Origin of the sequence: Streptoverticillium olivoreticuli subsp. olivoreticuli (genome assembly GCF_003391135.1) — a bacterium.
In the GTDB taxonomy this organism is placed as follows: Bacteria; Actinomycetota; Actinomycetes; order Streptomycetales; family Streptomycetaceae; genus Streptomyces; species Streptomyces blastmyceticus.
In genome coordinates this window covers 1,274,761-1,296,179 of the sequence record NZ_CP031455.1, presented here as the reverse complement: position 1 = coordinate 1,296,179, position 21,419 = coordinate 1,274,761, and the positions used below count along the sequence as shown (strand labels likewise).

The 21,419-nt window shown below is 69.7% G+C and carries 18 protein-coding genes and 2 CRISPR repeat arrays; of the genes, 5 read left to right on the top strand and 13 right to left on the bottom strand.

Annotation, left to right across the window (positions count from 1 at the left end; translation table 11 throughout):
• Window positions 1-231: 231 nt before the first annotated feature.
• A complete protein-coding gene (locus tag DXZ73_RS39290) occupies window positions 232-942 on the top strand; it encodes a hypothetical protein (protein ID WP_240351209.1) in 711 nt (236 codons plus the stop codon).
• Here DXZ73_RS39290 and DXZ73_RS05640 read toward each other — a convergent pair.
• Entirely contained in the window at window positions 936-2,444 is a 1,509-nt protein-coding gene (locus tag DXZ73_RS05640; protein ID WP_275898568.1) for an MFS transporter, read from the bottom strand. The genes DXZ73_RS39290 and DXZ73_RS05640 overlap by 7 nt on opposite strands.
• Before the next feature lie 265 nt (window positions 2,445-2,709).
• On the opposite strand from DXZ73_RS05640, the gene DXZ73_RS05635 reads away from it, so the two are divergent.
• Together DXZ73_RS05635 and DXZ73_RS05630 are read left to right on the top strand one after the other, a co-directional pair.
• On the top strand, window positions 2,710-2,919 hold the full coding sequence (locus DXZ73_RS05635; protein WP_116209913.1) for a hypothetical protein: 210 nt from the start codon (window positions 2,710-2,712) through the stop codon (window positions 2,917-2,919).
• A 221-nt stretch (window positions 2,920-3,140) separates the two neighbouring features.
• Window positions 3,141-4,157 carry a S1 family peptidase gene (locus tag DXZ73_RS05630; protein WP_162890056.1) on the top strand — a complete coding sequence of 339 codons (1,017 nt, stop codon included), beginning with the start codon at window positions 3,141-3,143 and terminating at the stop codon, window positions 4,155-4,157.
• A 214-nt stretch (window positions 4,158-4,371) separates the two neighbouring features.
• Window positions 4,372-5,010: a CRISPR direct-repeat array (repeat unit 29 nt; unit sequence CGGTTCACCTCCGCCTGCGCGGAGCGGAC).
• Window positions 5,011-5,028: 18 nt separating this feature from the next.
• On the opposite strand, the gene cas2e is transcribed toward DXZ73_RS05630, so the two are convergent.
• The 8 genes from cas2e to DXZ73_RS05590 form a co-directional block, all read right to left on the bottom strand.
• Window positions 5,029-5,358: a type I-E CRISPR-associated endoribonuclease Cas2e gene (gene cas2e, locus DXZ73_RS05625; RefSeq protein WP_116209911.1), complete on the bottom strand. Its 330-nt coding sequence runs from the start codon at window positions 5,356-5,358 to the stop codon at window positions 5,029-5,031.
• A 22-nt stretch (window positions 5,359-5,380) separates the two neighbouring features.
• Complete coding sequence (gene cas1e, locus DXZ73_RS05620) at window positions 5,381-6,352, bottom strand: type I-E CRISPR-associated endonuclease Cas1e (RefSeq protein WP_240351207.1); 972 nt, start codon at window positions 6,350-6,352, stop codon at window positions 5,381-5,383.
• Window positions 6,349-7,017: a type I-E CRISPR-associated protein Cas6/Cse3/CasE gene (gene cas6e / locus DXZ73_RS05615; RefSeq protein ID WP_116209910.1), complete on the bottom strand. Its 669-nt coding sequence runs from the start codon at window positions 7,015-7,017 to the stop codon at window positions 6,349-6,351. Before cas6e ends, cas1e begins: the two co-directional genes overlap by 4 nt.
• A complete protein-coding gene (gene cas5e / locus DXZ73_RS05610) occupies window positions 7,014-7,844 on the bottom strand; it encodes a type I-E CRISPR-associated protein Cas5/CasD (RefSeq protein ID WP_116209909.1) in 831 nt (276 codons plus the stop codon). The genes cas6e and cas5e overlap by 4 nt, the downstream gene beginning before the upstream one ends.
• Complete coding sequence (gene cas7e, locus DXZ73_RS05605) at window positions 7,841-9,019, bottom strand: type I-E CRISPR-associated protein Cas7/Cse4/CasC (RefSeq protein ID WP_116209908.1); 1,179 nt, start codon at window positions 9,017-9,019, stop codon at window positions 7,841-7,843. The genes cas5e and cas7e overlap by 4 nt, the downstream gene beginning before the upstream one ends.
• A 63-nt stretch (window positions 9,020-9,082) precedes the next feature.
• Window positions 9,083-9,796: a type I-E CRISPR-associated protein Cse2/CasB gene (gene casB / locus DXZ73_RS05600; protein WP_240351205.1), complete on the bottom strand. Its 714-nt coding sequence runs from the start codon at window positions 9,794-9,796 to the stop codon at window positions 9,083-9,085.
• An 83-nt stretch (window positions 9,797-9,879) separates the two neighbouring features.
• Window positions 9,880-11,442, bottom strand: coding sequence for a type I-E CRISPR-associated protein Cse1/CasA (gene casA / locus DXZ73_RS05595; protein WP_116209906.1), 1,563 nt, complete (start codon window positions 11,440-11,442; stop codon window positions 9,880-9,882).
• A gap of 184 nt (window positions 11,443-11,626) precedes the next feature.
• Window positions 11,627-14,506 carry a CRISPR-associated endonuclease Cas3'' gene (locus tag DXZ73_RS05590; RefSeq protein ID WP_162890055.1) on the bottom strand — a complete coding sequence of 960 codons (2,880 nt, stop codon included), beginning with the start codon at window positions 14,504-14,506 and terminating at the stop codon, window positions 11,627-11,629.
• A 535-nt stretch (window positions 14,507-15,041) separates the two neighbouring features.
• Between DXZ73_RS05590 and istA the strand changes: the two genes are divergently transcribed.
• Both istA and istB read left to right on the top strand, forming a co-directional pair.
• Window positions 15,042-16,679 carry an IS21 family transposase gene (gene istA / locus DXZ73_RS05585; RefSeq protein WP_116209005.1) on the top strand — a complete coding sequence of 546 codons (1,638 nt, stop codon included), beginning with the start codon at window positions 15,042-15,044 and terminating at the stop codon, window positions 16,677-16,679.
• A complete protein-coding gene (gene istB, locus DXZ73_RS05580; protein ID WP_116209007.1) occupies window positions 16,676-17,500 on the top strand; it encodes an IS21-like element helper ATPase IstB in 825 nt (274 codons plus the stop codon). Before istA ends, istB begins: the two co-directional genes overlap by 4 nt.
• Window positions 17,501-17,899: 399 nt before the next feature.
• A CRISPR array of direct repeats spans window positions 17,900-19,087; the repeat unit is 29 nt; unit sequence CGGCTCACCTCCGCCTGCGCGGAGCGGAC.
• A gap of 102 nt (window positions 19,088-19,189) precedes the next feature.
• On the opposite strand, the gene DXZ73_RS05575 is transcribed toward istB, so the two are convergent.
• The 4 genes from DXZ73_RS05575 to DXZ73_RS05555 all read right to left on the bottom strand — a co-directional run bounded on the left by DXZ73_RS05575 (window position 19,190) and on the right by DXZ73_RS05555 (window position 21,375).
• Window positions 19,190-19,579: a hypothetical protein gene (locus tag DXZ73_RS05575; protein WP_116209904.1), complete on the bottom strand. Its 390-nt coding sequence runs from the start codon at window positions 19,577-19,579 to the stop codon at window positions 19,190-19,192.
• Window positions 19,576-19,863: a hypothetical protein gene (locus tag DXZ73_RS05570; protein WP_116209903.1), complete on the bottom strand. Its 288-nt coding sequence runs from the start codon at window positions 19,861-19,863 to the stop codon at window positions 19,576-19,578. The genes DXZ73_RS05575 and DXZ73_RS05570 overlap by 4 nt, the downstream gene beginning before the upstream one ends.
• Before the next feature lie 710 nt (window positions 19,864-20,573).
• Window positions 20,574-20,990, bottom strand: coding sequence for a VOC family protein (locus DXZ73_RS05560; RefSeq protein WP_116215431.1), 417 nt, complete (start codon window positions 20,988-20,990; stop codon window positions 20,574-20,576).
• A 10-nt stretch (window positions 20,991-21,000) separates the two neighbouring features.
• Window positions 21,001-21,375, bottom strand: a complete 375-nt coding sequence (locus DXZ73_RS05555) for a helix-turn-helix transcriptional regulator (protein ID WP_116215430.1) — start codon at window positions 21,373-21,375, stop codon at window positions 21,001-21,003.
• Window positions 21,376-21,419: the final 44 nt, after the last annotated feature.

The following is a 21,419-nucleotide window of genomic DNA, read 5'->3' as shown; positions in this document are numbered from 1 at the left end:
GAGCGGTGCGGTGAATGCGCTCCGCCTTCGGTAATTCGGGACGTAGTAATTTTTCCCGGGCGAATTACTTCATAAGCCTTGAATTCGGGTCCTGTTGACTCCACCGATCGGTGGACCGGCCGACCGGCCGGGCAACCCCCTCGACGGGGGATGCCGCCGGCCTGCCCCGGAACCGCACCCTGGGGCGAGCACCCGCGCGCGAAGCGCGGATCCGGCCCCTGGGAGGCAGACGTGGTGAAGCACACCGAACAGCACACCGGTCGGCTCTGGACCGTGCGGATCACCTCGGACTGGTATCCGCGGCCCGGGCCCATGACGCTCCGGTGCTCCGAGCCCGGATGCCGCCCCCGACGGATCCCGCTGCCGTCACCCACGGCAGCCCGCACGGTCGCGGCGGGCCACCTCGCATCCCACGGACACGCGGCCGGGCCGGTGCCACCGGCGACCGAGTGCCGCTGCGGCGAGGAGAACTGCTCGTGGCACGCCTGGTCCATCCCCGGGTGCCAGGGGCGGGCGGTCCACCAAGTGATCACCCACACCTGCGCGGGCCGCGTATGGCGCCTCGCCGAGATGTGCGCGCACTGCGCCAAGGCCGTACCGGACGCCCGCGTGCTGCGCCCTCCGAACGGCCGGGCGGACACCCCGCCCGCCATGGAAGACACGGAGCCGGAAGCCCTGCCGGGAGTCCTGGTCCGGTCCCGGCCGACGCTGCCCACCGTACGGCTGACTCTCGGCGGCACTCCGGCCGAATACCTGCTGGAGGACCCCGAATCCTCCTTGGCGACGCCTCCTCCCGGCGCGCGGTACGACGGGCGCGTGCACGCGGCATGGGTCCTCGGCTGCGAGGGATTCTCCGCACAGTGGCTGGCCCGCACGCTGGACATGCCGTACGAGGACGCGGCTCGCATCCACAGCCGGGCGCATCCCGCACGGCCTCAATGACGCGGGGAATCCTCGGCCGGGGCGGGATCGGTTCCCGGGGCGGCCGGAGGCTCGGGGAAGAGGGCGGCCGCGCGGTCGGCTGTGCGCCGGGCCCAGGGCGTGGTGGCGCATACGCCGAGGAGGGCGACGACGGCGCCGCAGCCGGTCAGGATCCACCAGGCCGGGCGGCCGGCCTCGGCGAACGCGCCCACCGTGGTGTGGGTGGTGTGGTGCAGGCTCGCGGCCAGGACGGCACCGGTGACCGCGACGCCGAGTGACTGGCCGCAGAGACGACTGGTCATGGCGATGGCTCCGGCGACCCCCGCCCGGGCCGCCGGCATGCCGGAGACGATCATGTGGGTGATCGGCGCGGCGACCAGGCTGTAGCCGATGCCGATGAGTACGTATCCGGCGAGGAGCGGGAGGCCGGAGGAGGACTCGGCGTTCAGGACGGTGAACATCAGCCCGCCGGCCGCCGTCGCCACCCCGGCGAGCACGAGGGGCAGCCGCGGCCCGCGGCTGCCCGTGAGCCGCCCGGACAACGGGGCGAACACCATGGTCATGGCCGCCATCGGCAGCAGCCACAAGCCGGTCCGCAGGGCGGAGAACCCACGGGCGTCCTGGAGATAGAGCGTGCTGAGGAAGAGGAACCCCGCGCAGGCGCCCATCGCGCACAGGGCGATGACGGCCGCCATGCTGAAAGGCGCGCTGCGGAAGAACCGGAAGTCGAGCAGAGGCTCGGCACGGCGGCGCTCGTAGGCCACCAGCGCGAGGAGCGAGAGGGCTGCGACTGTGGCGGAGGCAAGGATCGCGGGGTCGCCCCAGCCGCGCCCCGGGGCCTCGATGATCGTGTAGACGAGCGGGGCGAGCAGCGTGACGACCAGCACCTGGCCGATCGGGTCCCCCGGCTGCGGGCGCAGGGCCCGCGACTCGGGTACGCAGCGGCTGGTGAGCACCAGGGCGGCCAGAGCGACGAGCGCGCTGAGCCAGAAGATCGACCGCCAGCCGGCACAGCCGACCAGCACACCGCCGAGCAGCGGCCCGGCGGCCAGGGCGATTCCGGCGACGCCGCTCCACACACCGATGGCACGGGCCCGTTCCCGGTCGTCGGGGAAGGTGTGCGTGATGATCGAGAGGGAGACGGGGCTCAGCACGGCCCCGCCGACGGCCTGGAGGACCCGGAAGGCCACGAGCCACTCCAGGGTGGGGGCCACCGCGCACAGCACCGATCCGACGCTGAAGATCCACAGTCCGGCCTGGAAGGTACGGCGGCGGCCGATCCGGTCACCGGTGGACCCGGCGACCATCTGCAACGAGGCCAGGACGAGCCCGTAGGCGGCGAGCGTCCACTGCAGTCCGGACACCGACGCGTGCAGTTCCCGCTGGACGGTGGGCAGGGCCACGTTCAGGGCGGTGAAGTCCAGCACGACGATCAGGATGCTCATCGAGCAACTGGCCAGCACCAGCCGCCGCTGCCGCCGACCGGGCCCGGCCACGGACCCGTGAGGGGAACTCTTCGGCACCACGTGCTCCTCCAGGCCCGCCCGACGGGCGACGACGACATCAAGGCTCTTGCAGGCCGGAGCCACTTCGCGGCGGCTGTGCGGGCCTGCTGCCAGTACAGCGCGGCAGCCCCCGCTGACGCCGTCCCGCCACCGGCCCGTCCGTCGGCCGGTCCCGCATCCCCCGACCGGGGGACACGGGACCGGCCGGATGAGCAGGAGGGCTCCGAGGCGCACGGGTACCGCCCCGGATGCGTTCTGCCAGGTCCGGACCGACGATGGAGAGGTGGCAGGACATCCGCGCATCGTCGTCCACCCGCCGACACCGTCGGGCGGGCGGCGGGTGACGGTCGGCGCGGAGAATCTCGGTGTGGCGTACGGAGTCGTCGACGTGATCGAGTTCCTGCGGCGGGCGGGGTCCGACCCGGACGAGGTCCGGCTGGACGACCCGTCGGCGATCGAATGGCTCGGTGGCGGCCCCGGCGTCTGGTCGTGATGACGGCTCGCCCCATACGGGAGCCATCCGCCATGAAATGACGCGAGCGGGGATACGAACCCCGCTCGCGTGGCGTTCTCCTCGCCGAATTGCACCTGCGCGCAGGGACGCGCTCGCCCTCACCCGAACAGCCTGCGTCAATTCCTCTGTCCGCCCAGCAGGCTTTGGGATGATGAAGAGTCAGTTGTTCAGCCGGGTGCCACATATGCGGAATCCATTCCGTGGCGCTGGAGACATGCCTCCGCTCAATCCGGCTCCGTCCCTCGAAGGAGCTGCCCTCCATGAGTCACCCGGCGAAAAAGGTGATGCTCGCCGCTGCCGCAATGCTGATGATTTCCACGCTCGGTGGGCCCGCCGGGGCGGCGCCCGTCATGGTCGCCCGTCCTCGCGCCGCAACCTGCTCGACCACACAGATGAGCCACCTGCGTGCCCTCCAAGGGCAGCTCGATCGACTCGCCGTCAACCGGCAGGCCGGCCAGGCGCAGTACTGGTACATCGACCCCGGCCAGTGCAAGGTCTCCATCGCGGTACTGCGCGGCGCTGGCGATGAGTTCACCCGGCAGTTCGTCACCGTCGCGGGGGCCAGCCCCGACCTGACCGCGATCGCCGAGGTCGATCACGCGGTGTCGTCCTGGGTGGCCAGGGTCCCCGCCCCCACATCCACCCCGGAAGGCCGTGCGGCCACAACGTTCCACGGCGGCAGCCCGATTCTCAGCGGTACCGCGGGCAGCGTCTACGAATGCACGGCAGGCTTCAACAACTATCACGCCGGTACGGTGACAACCGCCGGACATTGCGGCGCAGCCGCGCCCATCTGGTACGACGCGGAAGGCACTTTGCTCGGCACCGTCAGCGATCACAGATTCCCCGGATCCGACTGGACCGTCATCACTCCAGCGCCCGGCTGGACCCTGGCCGGCGACGTGGCCGACGGCAGCGGAGGCACCATCCCGATCACCGGCTTCGCCCAACCCCAGCAGGGCCAGTCGGTCTGTGGCACCGGAGCCACCAGTGGCATGCAATGCGGGATGATCCTCGCCACCAACGTCACCGTCAACTACCCGGAAGGCGCCGTCATGGGCCTCGCCGAGAGCAGCCAGAACGGCAACGGCGGCGACTCCGGCGGCCCGGTCTACGCCCCTGCCACCACCACCTCCACCGCCACCGGCGTCGGCCTCATCAGCGGCGGCCCGGCGGGCGGCGGCTCTCCTACTTTTGTCCAGCCACTGAACTTCTGACGGCGCGCGCAGGGTCCATTCGTGACATGGACTGCCCGCTCGCTCGGGGATGCCCCCTTCCCGCTGCTGCTCCACATCGGGCACGAGTGCGACGCCGAGGCGGTGGCCGTGCTCCGGTCGGCGAAACGCGTCGTCGTTGACCTCCAGATCAACTGTGGCTGCCGCCCGACTGCTGCGCAGGCGGCACCGCCAACTGTGCGGGTACGCCGCCTGTTGGTTCACCTCCGCCTGCGCGGAGCGGACGGAGGAACACGGCGGGCGGGCGGGGCCGACGATGGTTCACCTCCGCCTGCGCGGAGCGGACGGTTCGCCACGGCTGAGGAGCTGCTGCAGCAGCGGTTCACCTCCGCCTGCGCGGAGCGGACGCCGGAGCAGTTACGGCACTGCGCCCGAACCGCGGTTCACCTCCGCCTGCGCGGAGCGGACTGTCGAAGGCGTGGCCGTACCCAACACGATCCTGGTTCACCTCCGCCTGCGCGGAGCGGACCGCTTTAGAAGGGGGAGAGCGGTAGAAATTAGCGGTTCACCTCCGCCTGCGCGGAGCGGACCTGCCCGTCGCGCACCGCAGCGCCCTGATCGTCGGTTCACCTCCGCCTGCGCGGAGCGGACGATCCAGATGGCGGCCATGCTGGAAGAGGCGGGGGTTCACCTCCGCCTGCGCGGAGCGGACCACACGTGGCCGCTGGCCGGGTTCACGATCACCGGTTCACCTCCGCCTGCGCGGAGCGGACCGTACGAACTGCACGGGAACGTGGAGGATGAACGGTTCACCTCCGCCTGCGCGGAGCGGACACCATCGTCGAGCTGGCGGCGTTGGCCTGGGCCGGTTCACCTCCGCCTGCGCGGAGCGGACCCTTCGCGACCTGCGGTGTTAGAAGGGGTTTGCCATTTCTTTATCGCTCTCGTCAGGCGGTGGTGGAGCTCTGAAAGCGACCAGGGTGAGGCCGTCGAAGTCGACAGGGGTGCGGCGGTGTCGGCCAGCAGTTCTGAGCATGAATCCTTGTTCGTTGGCTGCTGGGTAGGTGAGTACTGCCACGCCGTCGTCGATGCATGCGCGGACCGCGTCCCAGAGTTCATCGCGTACTTTCGCCGAGACTGTGCCGACGTACAGCTCCGGGGTGACTTCCAGGAGCCAGCGGGTGAGTGCCCCGCGCACGTGGTCCGGTACGGCTGTCGCGGCGAGGGTGATCATTGAGGGCACGGTGTTCCTCCGCGGTCCGTTGTCACAGTTCCCCCGCCCCGTAGTTGACTCCGCCGGGCAGGGCTCCGGAGACGGGGTCCCACAGGTCTACGAGCTGCTCCTCAAGGTCGACCTCGTCGATGTCTGCGGTGGGTTCCAGAAGCTGTTGGACGTCGTTGACGATGCGTGGCATGAGGCGGAAGAGCCGTAGTCCCTCGCGGAAGTTGCGTCTGGCCGCCTGCTCGGGGTGTGTGGAGTTATGGAGGGAGAAGGCCAGTGGGAGGGTCAGCTCTGCTTTGTAGAGGTCGGCCACGTCGTAGACGAAGGCCTGTTGGTTGCCGCTGTGGACGAAGCCGAGGGCGGGGGAGCAGCCCATGGCGAGCAGGGCTGCGTGGACGATGCCGTAAAGGCAGGTGTTGGCGGAGGAGAGGGCGAGGTTGACGGGGTCCTGGGTGTCCCAGGAGTCGGGGTCGTAGGCCCGTTTGAAGCGGCCGATGCGGTATTGCTGGGCAAGGAGTTTGTAGAGGGCTTTGACGCGTTGTCCTTCGAGGCCGCGGAGCTGGGTGAGACTGGTTCCTGGGGCGACGGTGCCCTGGCCGAAGCGTTGTTCGTACATGCGGGTGGCGACGGCGAGGCGTTCGTTGTCGTCGGCCCAGGAGCGGGCTTGGCGTTCCAGCCAGCGGGTGCTGAGGGAGTCGGGTGTCATGGCGGCGTAGGCGCGTACACCGCCGGAGCCCGCTGTGACGACGGTGGTGCCGTGGCGGGCGAGGGTGCTCATGGCGCGGGCGGTGATGCTGGTGCCGGGGCCCAGCAGGACGCAGCTGAGGGCTGCGGTGGGGAGGTAGACGAGTTCGGTGCCGCGTTTTTCGGAGGTGACGACGGCGCAGACGCCGGTGTCGTCCTGCTGGACGCGGACGATGTCCAGGTAGAGGAAGGACAGGGAGTCTCCGATGCGGGGCAGCATGGCAACGGTCGGTGCGGCGAGCTTGCGGCGGGCCGAGGAGTAGGTGCTCATGGTGCCTGCCGGGTGGCGGGCGCGATGCTGAGGAGTCCGCAGCCGTATGCCTTGCCGCGTCCTATGCCGGTCAGGAGGCAGGTTCGGAGGGCGTGGACGTCGGTGATGACGGCGGTGCCTTCGAAGCGGGTGCGGGTGTGTCTGATGCGGGTTTTGTCCTGGCCGCGTTCGCCGCGAGCGGCGTCCAGAGGGGTGGCGTGTGCGCTGATCAGTTTCAGGCCGGCTTTCTCTTCGGCCTGGCGTTGCCACCACTGGTCGGCGGCTGTGCCGGTCAGGGTGATGATGGGGCTGGCTCCCGCCGCGCGGGTGGTGGGGCCGGACTTGCGTACGGCGCTGGCCGCAATGCGGTAGTGGACGGTGAGGCCGTCGCGTAAGACGTCCAGGAGCGGGGCGAGTTCCCGGGTGACGGTGCTGCCGTATCCGGCGGGGAGGCGGTCCGTATCCGGGCGTACCTGGCTCTGGAGCAGGACCTGGGGTGTACGCGGTCCGTGGTGTGCAGCGTCCTCGAGGCGGAAGAGCACCCCCATTTCCCTGCGTGCGGCGTCTTCCGTGCTGTCGGGGAAGAGCATCATCAGCCGGTGGTGCATGCCGACCGCGCTGGCGAGGTCCCGGCGTGCGTCGCGGTGTCGCAGGTCGGGCCGGATAAGGGTGAGCCAGACGCTCATGCGGCAGCTCCTTCGGGGGTGTGGCTGGTCAGGTAGGTGGAGAGGGCGCTGAGGTAGTCGGTGCCGAGGCCGCCGCTCCGTTCCGCGGGCAGGGAGAGGGAGCGTCTGAACAGGGGGCGGGCGCGGTAGGTGCGGCGGTGTGGTGAGAGGTCGACGGGGTCGTCGGTGATCTCACTGGTCGGTGCGGCGCCGTTCATCGTGTCGGGGCCGTGCGGTTCGGGCTCGGCACCGGGGAGCCGGTCCAGGGGTGCGTCGCCGTGGAAGTCCACGCTGAGGGGGTGCGGACCATGCTTCCGCGCGAGCGGAAGGCGGACGAGGTGGTGCAGCGGGTGCGGGAGCAGCCCGATGAGCAGAGGGCCCTCGGGCGGGCAGGAGCGTCGGCCGAGGTAGGGCGGCCAGATGGGGGAGCGGAGGGCCTGGGCACACTGGGAGAGGAGTTCGTGGTCCTCTCCGGTGAGGGCGGCGGTGAAGGCGGCGTCGGCGAGGTAGTAGCGGTGGGAGAGCAGCGTGCCTTGCGCGGGCGGGCGTTTTTTGCCTTCGGCGGTGGTGACCGTGCCTTTGGCTGGTAAGCCGCCGCCGACGGTGTGCAGGTCGCGCAGGAGGGTGCCGGGCCGGTCGGTGCGGGTGGTCAGGGAGAGGCGGGCGAGGTCGTCCAGGGGTTCACCGCGGCGACGTCCGAGGCAGGCGGCGAGCAGTCCGATCACGCCGGAGCGGGTGGGGAAACGGGCGGTGTCGCGCTCGTTGAACCGGCTGTGGGTACCCCAGGACTGCAGTGGTCCGGCGAGGTGCAGCAGCAGGCCCGGTGCGGTGGTGTCGGCCGGGCTCATGCCGCGCTGCCCTCGCCCAGTGCGGTCGTGACGGCTGTGCTGATCAGGTCGTCGAAGGAGTCCATGCGCTCGCCGAGGCCGGGCAGGTCTTTGTCTTCCAGGCTCGCCCAGCCCGAGGTGAGTACGCCGCGTTCGCCCAGGAGCCGGGTCGCGGCGGTGGCGTAGCCGGACAGCGCGTGGCGTGAGGGCTGTGCGTAGCCGCCGCTGCGGTCGGCGCTGACGGGCTTCTCGAAAGCGGCCGCGTACGAGAGCGGCCGGTCGGAGCGTACGGAGAGGTGGACGAGGTCGGGGATGGTGTGGGGGGCGGTCGCGGTCTTCTTCGCCTCGGGCAGGGACAGGACGAAGGCCTCGGCGAAGCCGGTGGCCAGGGTGCGGGCCGCTGCGCGGTCGCCGCCGAGGTTGCGGAGCAGGTCGTCGAGGTCGATGGTGGCGTAGCGGTAGAAGACGCCGGCGCTGAACTCGGCACTGCCCATGTGGGCGCTGCCGGTGGTGTCCTGCCAGTTCGCGGTGATGTCGTCGACGGCGGCGAAGTAGTCGATCTCCACGTCTGTGCTGTGGGTGGTGAGTGCGTGGGCGACCTGTACGGCTCCGTCGACGCCTGCTTCGTCGATTTCGGCGAGCATGCGGCCGAAGAGGTTGATGACGCCGTTGCGTGAACGCAGGACCGCGTCGATCTGCTGCTGGGGCAGGATGCTCTTGCCGCCCTTCTTCATGTCCTTGGCGCCTTCGAGTTTCTCCCGCTGTGCCTCGGCGATGTCGGCCAGTTCCCCTACAGCGGTGGCCGGGACGTAGACCATGGCGTTGGTGCTCCACGCGGGATCGTCGTCCGAGGGCGGGTCGGCCTTGATGCTGCTGCCGGTGGCGATGTGCTGTCCAGCGCGGCGGGCCAGGTCCTGGGGCCATTCCCGCTCGGTGACCAGGAGCTTCTCGACGGCTTCGCCGATCCTGCGGGTGCGCAGTGCCTCCTGGCCGATCGTGCGCTGGAAGTAGCGGCGTACGGCGCGCTTCCAGCACTGGCTGCTGACGCGGGTGCGTTCGCGGTCGCCGTACTGGACGGTCTTCACGGAGTTGGTGTCGTCGCGGTTGAGATTGGCGTAGGGGACGCTCTGCAGGATGTGCAGGTCGATGAAGCGGCCCGGTGCCGATGCGGCGGGAGCTGTGGGTGAGGACGTCATGGCGGTGTTTCTCCTTGAACGTGCGGTGACAACGGGGGTGGTGGGCGAGGCCGGCTGGGCTCGTCAGGGCGTGGGCGTGTTCCTTGCGGGGAGCGCGGAGGCGTCGTCCGTGGCGCGTGCGGCGTCGAGTTCTGCCTGGCGTCGGGCGCGGTAGAAGTCCTGGAGCCATCGGCGGGCGATGTGTTTGCGGTCGCGTGGCCAGGCCCGCAGGTCGACCAGAAGCTTTGCCCAGTCCGGTGGGGTGTTCTTGTCGCACAGCTGCCTTACGGCGGCCGGGAGATGGCGGTGCAGGCCGGAGGCGCTCTGCCGGGTGAGGAGGTTCAGGCGGGTCTCGGCCGCGCTCTCCCGGATACCGTTGCGTGTGCCGCGTGCGACGGCAGCGGCATAGGCGAGACCCAGACTCTCGCCGTACAGGTGACGGCGCTGGGCGGCTGTTGCGGCCGGCATGGGGGAGTGGTCGTCCGTGGTGGTGTCGGCGGCCGGGGGAGTGGCGGGTTCGGGGGAGTGGCCGGTGGTGTCCGGGGGCGTGTCGTCGGGAAGGCCGGCTGTGCCGGCCCCATCCGGTGACCGGCCGGCGCCGGGCTTCTGCGAGGCGAGGAGCGCTGCCACGGTGTAGAAGGCGCGCTGTGCGTCGTCGTCTCCCAGCGCGTGCGTCGGGATCAGGGGAGCGACGATCCGGTGCATCCGGGGGATGTCGTCGAGGCCTTTGCCCAGCCCGCTGCGTAAGGCCGCCCGTGCTCCTGGGTCCCGTGTGCTGATGCGGTCGATGGTGTTCACGAAGTGACGGGCTTCGGCCAGCCAGGCTGAGGGACGTGGTGGCGCCGTGGCTTGTTCGGGAAGTGGGGCCAGGGGATTCGTCATCACTCTTCCGTCTCTGTGCTGTTGTTCCGGCCCGTGGACTTTGCCCCGGCCGGGGTTTTCCGGCGCCCGCCGTACAGTTCGATCCGGGCGTTCTCGCGGGCCCGTGCGCCGCGCATGCTCCCGGCGGCGGTGTCGGTGACCTGGTCGTAGACATGCTCGGCGAGCGTCCGGAAGGCCCGGGCGGCTCCGTCGAAGCGACGGTCCTCCAGACGCCGCCAGAACTCGACTTCCGCTGCGGGCCAGTACCGGGCGGCGGCTTCCGCCGACCAGGCACAGTCCTCGGACCTGCGGGCATTGCTGAACGACGCCCACGCCTGCTTCGTGGCCCGTGCCAGTCGCCCGCCCGCGATCTCGCCACTGAGCCGTAACAGGCCGATCAGACGGGCACGTTCGGGGTCCCGCTCCTGCGCGAGATGCAGTACGGGTGGGGTGGAGGAGGACACCAGCTGGGTGTCCTTGGCCTGGCCCTCCTGGTGGATGCCCAGCGCCTGCACCCGCAGAGGCTTCTCCGAGAGCTCCACGGCGGTGCGGAAGACCGGCGGGCGGGTGGATTCCTGGCCAGGCGGATCGTCCAGAAGCAGCGCGTCCAGGTCCCGCCACAGGGCCCGCTGGGAGTCCGCGTACCGTGCGTAGGCATTGCCCGCCTGGCTGACCTGCCAGATCAGGTAGTCGTCCTCCCGCGGGATCCGCTCCCGGAAGGCCCAAGTGATGTAGGCGTCCCGGACCATCGTTCCGGTGTCGTCGGGAACCAGGAATACCGCGTGCTGGGTACGGGCGGTCAGGCTGGAGAGCGGGCCGGTCACCACGCCCTTCACGGACAGCGGATCCGGCAGTTCGTCGCGCTCCCACGGGCAGAGGTCCGTGTCCGGGTCATAGATGCGGGACGGATCCGGTTCGGCCAGCCCTGCCAGGAGGGTCTCGAAAAGGTTCTCGCCCAGCGGGTGGTACGACAGTGCGGTGCGCAGCGGCCCCGCGGTGGAGTTCGCCTCCTTCACCCCACGGACGCTGCGGGAGGAGCAGCGGCCGGAGGGTCCGTAATAGCGCCACACCAGCAGGTGAAGGAATGCCTCGGCGGGTTCGACCGGGGCGGGGCGGGCGTCTGCCGCGTGCTGGAACCACGAGTGATTTGACCCGGAGGGCCGGGTGGTCACCAACTTGTTCACCCCGGCCGATTTGTCGCACTCGGTGGCGAGACGGGGGTCCTGGAGAAAGGGGCGGTCGGGGTCGAAGAGACGGAACCGGCCTGCCCTGCTGCCGCTGTCGAAGTACGAGCTGACGTCCTGCGGGCTGAACCGGCCCGTGTCGAGAATCGCGTAGCGGTCCTCGTGCCAGTCGTCGGACCTGTCCAGGCGGGTGATCCGCGCGGTCAGGGCGTACAGGACCCGATACAGCGCGGAGAGAGCGGGGGGTAAGGGGATGGCGAGCGCGCTGATGTCGTGGGCGCGCGCAAACAGCTCCCGTAACCCGACGGCGTCGGGCCGCGCGTCCTCGGGGACATGATCGGCCCAACGGACCGGGAAGACCGGCTGGACGAGAAGGTCGTAGGGGTCTGGAGAAGACATGGCACCTCACGGCAGAGACATGGGTAGGCTCGACGAGCGCCCCGCTGAGCGGGGGTGAGCCGAGCGGGGTGGGGGTACTTCCCGAACGGCCGGATTCCTCGCGTAGGCGAGGTACGCGTCCTTCCGCGTGCGGCAACACGCGGAAGGACGGGCTCAATGTAATGAAGAGTGGCGTGGGCGTGTCCTACAAGCGGAAGAATCCGAGGTCGGAGATCGAAATTGATTGATCCCCAACCTGGCATGACCATTCCGTGTCGCTGTCTGCGCGCATCATCCGGAGCACCACCAGCTCCGCAAGCACCGGACGGTCCGCCCAAGCCGGCCACGGCGCATGCTCATCGCCGCGTTGCGCAAGCCAACGCCCGGGCAGCGGAACGCTCTTGTGCATCACCGCCCGCACATTCGCCTCGGACATCCGGCCTTCGTCGCCGCCCGTTCCCGGTACGGGGATCGTGCCCTCAGGATCCAAGGTGACGGCCTCCGCGCCCAGGCCATCGGGACCGCACGGCTGCACGTACACGCACACCGCCCGCATCGAATCCGCACCCAGGCGCGTCGTCACCAGTGCCTCGTCCACCAGCGTGCCACCGTCGTTGCTCAGCTGGGCGAGATCCACCATCCCCACCGGGGGCTTCACCGCCACCATCCGGGCCAGCGACTCCTCCGCCATCACCGCCCCCGCACGCTCGGCATCGAAGCGCTGCAACTCCTCACGCTCGGCAGCCGTGGACAGACGCTCCCCGAAGTCCTCCGCATACACGGCATCAACCAGCCGCTGCACGTCCCCCGGAATCGCGATGCCGTCTGCCGCGCACTCGTGCAGCAGAGCACTGGTACGGCGCAGCAGAGCCGTGTCATAGACCGTCCCCCACGTCCGGGGCGGCTCGACCGCACCGTCCGTACGTACCGGCTCCAGCACCACCAGCCGCGGCTCGTCACCCACCCAGGCCGGGCGACCGCCCTCCTCGGCGGACAGCCCCTTCCGGTCATGCCGCATACAGCGGCCCGCTCGCTGAAGCAACTGCGCCAGGGGAGCCAGATCACTGATGACCAGATCGAAATCCAGGTCCAGTGACTGCTCCACCACCTGCGTCGCCACCAGCACCGACACCGGCGGCCGCGGCTTCCGCACCTCTGGTGGATCACCCGGCCGACCCGGTCTGCCGAAGTCCCGCTCGCACGCATCCGTGATCGCGGCACGCCGGTCGGCCGGATACCGCGAGTGCAGCAGCCGCAGTCCGCCCGGGGTCTCGGCCAGCTCCGGAAACGCCCGCTGCACGAAGCGGTAGGTCCGCTGCGCCTCGGCCACCGTCGTACAGCACACCAGCACGCAGCCGCCCTTGCGTACGAACGGCGCCAGGTGCTCCTTCAACGCCGCGTAACGCCCTCCCGCCTGCGGCCGCGCTCCTGTACCTGCCGGACCCTCCGACACAACAGGCACGGGCTGGACGCGTAGCGTACGTGGCCGGCCACTGGTCACGGGACGGGGGACGGAGACCTCGCCCGTCGCTCCGCTGACGAACAGCCATCCCGGATACACCGGCCGCACCGACGACGGCGCGCGGAAACCGCAGCCCCGTCGGTACGCCTCGACCAGAGAACCAGCCGTACGCCCCGTCAGCGTGGCCGACAGCAGCACCACCGGGGCTCCCATCGCCCCGAGCCACTCCAGCAGACGCACCAGAAGGCTGTGCATCCACGGCCCGTAGGCATGCGCTTCGTCCAGCACCAGAACCTTGCGGGACAGCCCCAGCAGACGCAGCACGTTGTAACGCACCGGCAGCACACCCGTCAGAGCCTGATCGATGGTTCCTGTCGACAACGGTGCCAGCAGGCCACGCTTGCTCCCACGCAGCCACCGCCCGGCCGCGGTGCTCGACACGTGGTCCGTCACCGTACGGCTCGAAGACGCGGGCCCGGCACCGGCAGCCACGCCGTAGTGCTCATTCAGCCACGCCATGCTGTGCAACAGCGTCAGCGATCTGTCGCCCTCCACATTCCGCTCCGCGAACTCCTGCACCCTCAGATGCATGGCATCAGCCGTGGCCATCGTCGGCAGCGCGAAATAGAGACCGGAAGCCCCCGCAGCCCGTGCCATGAGCCCTGCCGCGTGCAGGCCGGCCTCGGTCTTGCCGTCCCCTGTCGGGGCCGTCACCAGCAGCAGCCCCGGACCGTCCAGGAGAGCCGGTAACTCTCCAGCCAGCGACGCCTGCAGATCATTGGGCGGGAAGGGGAACTGCTCGGTGAACGGCAACGACGGGAATCGCGCCTCGCCCAGGCCTGCCTCTGCCACGATCTGCGATGCCTCGGCGACCGCCTTGTCCCAATGGCCCCGCAGCCCGGCATCATCTGCCCGCCACCCTGGCCCGGGCAGGCGAGCCTCGATGACGTGCTCCTGGCTCGCCAGCCAGTCCGCCACCACGATCAGCCCCAACAACTGAACCGCGACATGAGCGGGCAGCGGCCCGCCCGGAACCTCCACACCACCTGTCAGACGGCGTACCACCGCGGCATGGGCAGCCCGCTGAACCGCCCACCCCCGCCCACCAAGCGCCGGAACCCACCCTTCCGTATCCCTCAGCTGATTCTTCGGTAACGCACGATGGAAACACCCGTGGTGACCGCCGAGCATCTGCGCGACCTGGTGGTGCGCGGCACCCGTCCACCGACGCGACGACGGATACCCCCACTCAGCAAACAGCCCTGTCAACGCCCAGTGCCCGGCACTGTCGTGACGCAGCCGCTCCCGCTCCGCACCTGGCTGGTGCGCGTAGGCGAGATCACCGGAAATCTCCCGGTAGGCAGCTGGAAGTTGAGCCTGAAACGGCGGAGTGATCTTCCCGATGTCGTGCAACCCTGCCCACAGACCTAGCAGACGCCGACACCCCTCCAGAGACAGCCCCAGCTCCTTCGCCACCCGCTCCCGCGCTTGACCGCTCAGCATCCGGTCCCACAGCGCACCGGCGATGGCGGCGGTATCCAGGAGGTGGCAAATCACCGGGTAAGGGTGACTCAGATCCCGTTGCTTGCCCCAGAAACGTAAGTCGACAGCGTCATTACTCACGGAGCCTCCATGTGTCGGCGCGGAGATACAGATGTAGCATCCGCCACTGACAATGGGCGGTGGCGTGCCCAGTTGGCACCTTGCAGCGGCCCACCCCGCGTGCGCGGAGCGGACGCGGTAGTCCACGGGGATCAGTGCCTGTGCCGCGGCTCACCTCCGCCTGCGCGGAGCGGACGACTGGGGCGCGCTCAACCCCGTGATCGCCCACGGCTCACCTCCGCCTGCGCGGAGCGGACAGAAGCACCGGATTGCGCAGCAGCACGGAGACCGGCTTACCTCCGCCTGCGCGGAGCGGACGACTGGGGCGCGCTCAACCCCGTGTTTGTGACAGGTTTCAGTGGCCCCACTCCGACAGGTTGGTCTGGCCCCAGCTTGATCGACATTTGAATTGGCCCCACCTGTCCTGGTGAGAGGCGACGTGCCCTCGTCCGAGTGAATGGTGTGAGCTGTCTGCCCGATCCCGTCAGGGTGTGTCCGTCGTTCACGGTCATGTCGGAGGCCGTGTCGTTGGTCATGGCCGTGTCGGGAGGCCGGGGTGCGTCTGTCGCGTGTCGAGCTGTTCGAAAACATCCGTCGGGACGTACGTCTCGATCCGTCGCTCTCACATCGAGCTCTGGCAGCGAAATACGGCGTCCACCGCCGGACTGTCCGCCAGGCCATGGCCTCCGCGATCCCGCCTCAGCGCAAGGCGGTGAGACGGAAGTTCCGCGTCCTGGACCCGGCCGCGGAGTGGATCGACGCGATGCTGCGGGCCGATCTGAGGGCCCCGCGGAAGCAGAAGCACACCGTCGAACGGATCCAGAAACGCCTGGCTGAGGAGCACGGCTTCGACCAGGTTTCGTACTCCACGCTGCGGGACTACGTCCGCAAACGGCGGCCGGAGATCGTGGCGGAGGACCGTGAGGGCCGCCAGCACCTGGAGGGAATGGTGCCGCAGGACCACCTGCCCGGCGAGGAAGCCGAGGTCGACTTCGCGGATGTGTGGGTGCGGGTGGCCGGCGAGGCGGTCAAGTGCCACCTGTTCACGCTGCGGCTGTCGCATTCGGGCAAGGCCGTCCACCGCGTGTTCGCCTCGCAGGCCCAGGAGTCGTTCATGGAGGGCCACGCGGAGGCATTCCGGGTGCTGGGCGGGGTCCCGACCAGGCACATCCGATACGACAACCTCAAGCCCGCGGTCCGTCAGGTCTGCACCGGCCGCAACCGGGTGGAATCCGAGCGGTGGACCACCTTCCGCTCGCACTACGGCTTCGACGCCTTCTACTGCATCCCCGGTGAGGAAGGCGCTCACGAGAAAGGCGGGGTCGAGCAGGAAGGCGGGCGCTTCCGCCGGGCCCACCTGGTCCCTGTTCCCGACGTTCCCTCGCTGGAGGAGCTCAATGCCCGGATCGCCATCATCGATGAGGCGGAGGACGAGCGGATCCTGCGCGGGAAGCTGACCTCGATCGGCTTCAACTTCCGCATCGAAGCCGAGGCCCTGGCCCCGCTGCCGACCGAGGACTTCGAGTGCGGCCTCACCTTGACGCCGAAGGTCGACCGGACCAGCCGGATCAGCGTCCGCCAGTGCCACTACTCAGTGCCCGCCCGCTTCATCGGAGAACGCGTACGCATTCTGCTGCGAGGCAACGAGCTGCTGGTCCTCGAACGCCGGAACGTCGTCGCCCGGCACCCGCGGCTGACGAAACGATACGGATACCGCGACGTGCTCGACCACTACCTGGAGATCCTGCTGATCAAGCCCGGGGCCATGGCCGGGTCGACCGCGCTGGCCGCCGCGCGGGCCGAGGGGTCCTTCACGGCCGTCCATGAGGCGTTCTGGGCCGCTGCCCTCAAAGCCCACGGGGACGCGGCCGGCACCCGCGCGCTGATCGAGGTCCTGCTGCTGCACCGGCGAATGCCCGCCGAGGCGGTCCAGGCCGGGATGGCGGCCGCGATCAAGGCCGGGTCGATCAGCACGGATGTGGTGGCCATCGAGGCCCGCAAGGCCGAGTCCGCCGCCCGGGACCCCGAGCCGGAGGACGACGAAAACGATCCTCCGCCCTGGGTGGACATCCCCGGCGGACAGCTGCTGGCGCTGCCCGCCCGCCGGACCGAACTGCCCCAGGACAACCGTCCTCCGCCGTCGGTGGACGTCTATGACCAGCTGCTGACCCGCCATCCGAAAGGTTCCGCATGAACGACACCACCACCCTCTTCGACGTCGGTGAGCGAGTCCCGGGGCCCCGCAAGGACGCCTCGGCCGCCGGAGCCGTCGAGACCGTGATCGATGAAGCCTGCCGGGCCCTGCACCTGCCGACGATCCGTTCGCGCTTCGAGGACATCGCGGCAACCGCGCTCAAGGAGCGGGCCAGCTACAAGGATTTTCTGGCTGATCTGCTGGAAGCCGAATGCCTCCAGCGGGAGGAGCGGAAGAAGAACCGGCTGGTCAGGGAAGCGAACTTCCCCCGCCCCAAGCGGCTGGAGGACTTCGAGTTCGAGAAGAACCCGAACATCACCCCCGAGCAGGTCAGCACTCTGGCGGACCCGGCCTGGGTGAAGGCGGGCCTGCCGCTCTGCCTGATCGGCGACTCCGGCACCGGCAAGTCGCACCTGCTGATCGGCACCGCGATCGCCGAGGCCGGCATGCGGGTCCGCTACACGACCACGGCGAACCTCGTGAACGAGCTTGCCGAGGCCGCCGACGAGAAGAAGCTCAGCCGGACCCTCGCCCGCTACGGACGCGTTGACCTGCTCTGTCTGGACGAGTTCGGCTATCTCGACCTGGACAAGCCCGGCGCGAAGCTGCTGTTCCAGGTTTTCACCGAACGCGAGGAACGACGGGCGATCGCCATCGCCTCGAACGCGCCGTTCTCGGAGTGGAAGCAGACGTTCACCGATCCCCGGCTCTGCTCGGCGATCGTGGACCGGGTGACCTTCAACGCGCACATCGTCGAGACCGGCACCGACAGCTTCCGCTTCAAGAAGACCCAGGAGAAGCACCGCAAGCCCAAGCCCTGAACCATCCCCGCCTCAAGAACCGAGGCCGGCGCCCCTTACAGGGGCACCGGCCTCGGCCCGGTTGGGCCCGAACCGTTCTCCGCCGGTCGCGCCAATGCCCGCGCTCGTCGGCCACCGCGGATCGGAGAATCCAGCGGTCCCTATCGAACACGGGTCGAGATCCTGTGGTCCGGCGGGGTGTCGGGGCCCGTCGTCCAGTCCGGATCCGATGTCCTTCACGCTACCGCTCCGACCCCGCCCCCCGACCAGGGAACCCACTCGTTCGGGGTGGGGCCAAAACAACTTGTCGATGCCAGGTTGACGACCCTCACCCGAGCCCCGTCACACCCTCAGTGGGGCCAACTTCAATGTCGGAGTGGGGCCAACAGAACCTGTCACAAACAACCCCGTGATCGCCCACGGCTCACCTCCGCCTGCGCGGAGCGGACAGAAGCACCGGATTGCGCAGCAGCACGGAGACCGGCTTACCTCCGCCTGCGCGGAGCGGACCCGTCCTTCGGCGCGTGGAGCGGAGACACACGCGGCTCACCTCCGCCTGCGCGGAGCGGACGCCGCCCGCATCTGCGCGTGGACCGCCTACGACGGCTCACCTCCGCCTGCGCGGAGCGGACGACATCGAGAAGGCCGTCAAGCTCGCGTCCGTCGGCTCACCTCCGCCTGCGCGGAGCGGACCCCGACGGACGTGCACTCGCCGGAACCGTCACCGGCTCACCTCCGCCTGCGCGGAGCGGACATTTTCGCCAGGAGGTCCGTCGCCCCTTTGCCCGGCTCACCTCCGCCTGCGCGGAGCGGACACAGGAGACCTCACAGCCGATGAGCAGGAACGCGGCTCACCTCCGCCTGCGCGGAGCGGACGGCTGGGTGGCGTTCACGGGCTGTTCCTCCCCCGGCTCACCTCCGCCTGCGCGGAGCGGACGCGCTTTTGCCATGGTGGCATGGAGCGCGGATCGGCTCACCTCCGCCTGCGCGGAGCGGACGGCTGCGGGGCCGAGCGGCTCAACGAGCTCCGCGGCTCACCTCCGCCTGCGCGGAGCGGACGGGTCGGGATGCAGGGTGTTGCCCACGAGCGTCGGCTCACCTCCGCCTGCGCGGAGCGGACGGGAACGTCGTAGGCGGCGCTGCGCTCGGCCGCGGCTCACCTCCGCCTGCGCGGAGCGGACCCGCGCGCCGTCTCACCCGCCAACGCGAAGGGCGGCTCACCTCCGCCTGCGCGGAGCGGACGCCTGCCGGGTGGGGCCGTAGATCCGCCACCGCGGCTCACCTCCGCCTGCGCGGAGCGGACTGCGGCAATATGGATCAGATCGTCTGCGATGCCGGCTCACCTCCGCCTGCGCGGAGCGGACCTCTGAAGCCGCTTTTCTTCAGCCGCCTGGGTCGGCTCACCTCCGCCTGCGCGGAGCGGACGCGCGCTTCGCCCGGGGTCAGGCGGGTCACGACGGCTCACCTCCGCCTGCGCGGAGCGGACGTCCACGGTTCCGCCAGTGAAGCGGCCTATGCCGGCTCACCTCCGCCTGCGCGGAGCGGACTGCTCAAAGCGCTGCTCTGACCCGCCTATATACGGCTCACCTCCGCCTGCGCGGAGCGGACCCTTCGCGACCTGCGTCGTTTGAAAGGCTTTGCCACTTCGTTATCATCCCGGCAGCCCTGAAGGAGGGCTGTGGACAGCTCAGGCGGCAGCTGGCGCACCGGTCAGTTGATGGGCTCGACATCGATGCGGGCATCGATGCGTTTGTACGTATCCGGGTTGTGGGTCAGGACCGGCAGGCCGGAGCCGAGGGCCAGGTGTGCCGTGTGGCCGGTGGCGATGTCGGTTGCGCGCTCGTGGGCGATCTGGGCCGCTGCCCAGCACGAGGCCTCCTCCAAGGGGCGGAAGATGAAGCAAGGTGCGCTCAGTGCGTCGTGGAGCTGCTGTCCGACCTCGGAGAGTGTGCTGTCGGCGAGGCCTTGGGCGAAGGCGGTCGCGGGTACATACAGGGGCTGTACCACTTGCACGGAACGGAACACCCGGGCGGCCATGTAGATGTTGCCGTGAGCGAGAGCGCGTACCGCGGTGTGGTCCAGGACGTATCCGCTGCTCACGCGGCGTGCTTCCCCTCGGCGCGGGTGAATCCGTGGCGCTCGTCGGCTGCCTTCACGGCGGCGAGTGCCGCATCCCATTCGCCCGGGTTCTCGGTCTGCGCCCGGTCGACCAGCCAGTCCAGGGCGCGCTGGGCGCGCTCGGCCTGGGCCAGTTTGGCGGTGACGGCGTCCTCGATCCACGCGGACGTGGACGCGGCCTCGTCCCGGCTGCTCGCGGAGACGAGACGCTCGACCTCGGCGACCTTGTGTTCGTCCAGCGTGATGGTGATCTTCTTCTTCGCCATACGGCCACCATACTCATGCCATACCGGGCGGGGAGGGGCTTTGCGCAATGTCGCGTACAGGGATCTTGAGGACGTCCGGTGGCCGGGGCATTCGCCCGGCTGCACGAGGGCGGGCTGCGCTGATCGCTCGTCTCTGACCCGAGGAGGAGGAATTGGCCAACCAGTGGGTTCCGCCTGAGCAGTACGTCAAGACGCTGCCTACGCCTGCCTGTTCTTCACCGACACCGAAGGGCGCCCGCCGCAGCTGCACTCGTCGCTCGCGCAGCATCCCGGGCGGTGGCAATGGCCGGTCGCGAAGATCGGGTTCGCGTTCGACGGCGGCCGGCTCACCGCCGACGATATCGCCCGGATCACGCTGGACCCGGACGAGCACGACGAGTTCGCGGTGCGATCGATGGCCGAGTGGGCCGAGACGCTGGACAAGCGGACCTGGGAACGCCTGGTCGCCGTGAACAATGCCCGGCGACATCGCACAGTGGCCTGTCTGGAGATGAGGCCCGATGGCGTCCACTGACCAGTTCTTCGCCGGCTCTGAGGCCTCGCGGCCCCCGGCCCCGGCCGGGATTCTGGTTGGCGGGCTTGGAGTTGCCGTTGCGGCAGCTTCTACCGTCTTGGACCGGGCCGGAGACACCGGTGCCGGCGCGGGCCTGCCGACGGTCGGCGGGCATTCAAGGCGCGGTCCGGAACCCCGAACGGGGGCCGCCAAGGGCTCACTTCCCGAGGGGCTGGGTGAAGCGCAAGAGGTTGCCGGCAGGGTCGCGGAACGCGCAGTCGCGGACGCCGTAGGGCTGGTCCATCGGCTCCTGCAGCACCTCGCCGCCCGCGGTGCTGATCCGTTCGAAGGTGGCGTCGCAGTCGCCCGTCGCGAAGATGACGCCGCGCAGCAGGCCCTTGGCCATCAGCTCCGCCATGGCCTGTTTGTCGGCCGGTGAGGCGTTCGGGTCGGCGACGGGCGGTTCCAGGACGATGTTCACGTCCGGCTGCGAGGGCGCCCCGACGGTCACCCAGCGCATCCCCTCGAACCCGACGTCGTTGCGTACCTCAAGGCCGAGCACATCGCGGTAGAAGGCGATCGCCTTGTCGTGGTCGTCGACGGCGATGAAGCATTGGGAAAGGGTGATGTCCATGCAGGTCACGCTACGGCCGAGCGGCGCGGTCCGCTTCTCCGTTCCTGACCGGCCGTGTGTGGATCTTGGCCATGCACGCGGGGATGGCGGCGCCGTGGTCATGGCTCCGGGACCGGTAGGCGCTCGGGCTCTCGCCGACCAGCTGGGTGAAGCGCGAGCTGAACGACCCCAGCGACGTACAGCCGACCGCGAAGCAGACCTCGGTCACCGTGAGGTCGCCGCGCCGCAGCAGCGCCTTGGCCCGCTCGATGCGGCGGGTCATCAGATAGCTGTACGGCGTCTCGCCGAAAGCGGCGCGGAAGCTGCGGGAGAAATGGCCCGACGACATGAGGGCGTCACGCGCCAGCGCCGGGACGTCGAGCGGCTCGGCGTAGTCGCGGTCCATCCGGTCGCGGGCCCGCCGCAGCCGGACGAGGTCGTCGAGGTTCT

Bases quoted from the DNA above. Each gene is read 5' to 3' on its own strand.
- cas1e (WP_240351207.1), bottom strand. From the start codon at position 6,352: ATGAGCACCTACTCCTCGGCCCGCCGCAAGCTCGCCGCACCGACCGTT.
- cas6e (WP_116209910.1), bottom strand. From the start codon at position 7,017: ATGAGCGTCTGGCTCACCCTTATCCGGCCCGACCTGCGACACCGCGAC.
- cas5e (WP_116209909.1), bottom strand. From the start codon at position 7,844: ATGAGCCCGGCCGACACCACCGCACCGGGCCTGCTGCTGCACCTCGCC.
- cas7e (WP_116209908.1), bottom strand. From the start codon at position 9,019: ATGACGTCCTCACCCACAGCTCCCGCCGCATCGGCACCGGGCCGCTTC.
- casA (WP_116209906.1), bottom strand. From the start codon at position 11,442: ATGTCTTCTCCAGACCCCTACGACCTTCTCGTCCAGCCGGTCTTCCCG.
- istB (WP_116209007.1), top strand. From the start codon at position 16,676: ATGAACGACACCACCACCCTCTTCGACGTCGGTGAGCGAGTCCCGGGG.
- DXZ73_RS05570 (WP_116209903.1), bottom strand. From the start codon at position 19,863: ATGGCGAAGAAGAAGATCACCATCACGCTGGACGAACACAAGGTCGCC.
- DXZ73_RS05560 (WP_116215431.1), bottom strand. From the start codon at position 20,990: ATGGACATCACCCTTTCCCAATGCTTCATCGCCGTCGACGACCACGAC.
- DXZ73_RS05555 (WP_116215430.1), bottom strand. From the start codon at position 21,375: ATGGACCGCGACTACGCCGAGCCGCTCGACGTCCCGGCGCTGGCGCGT.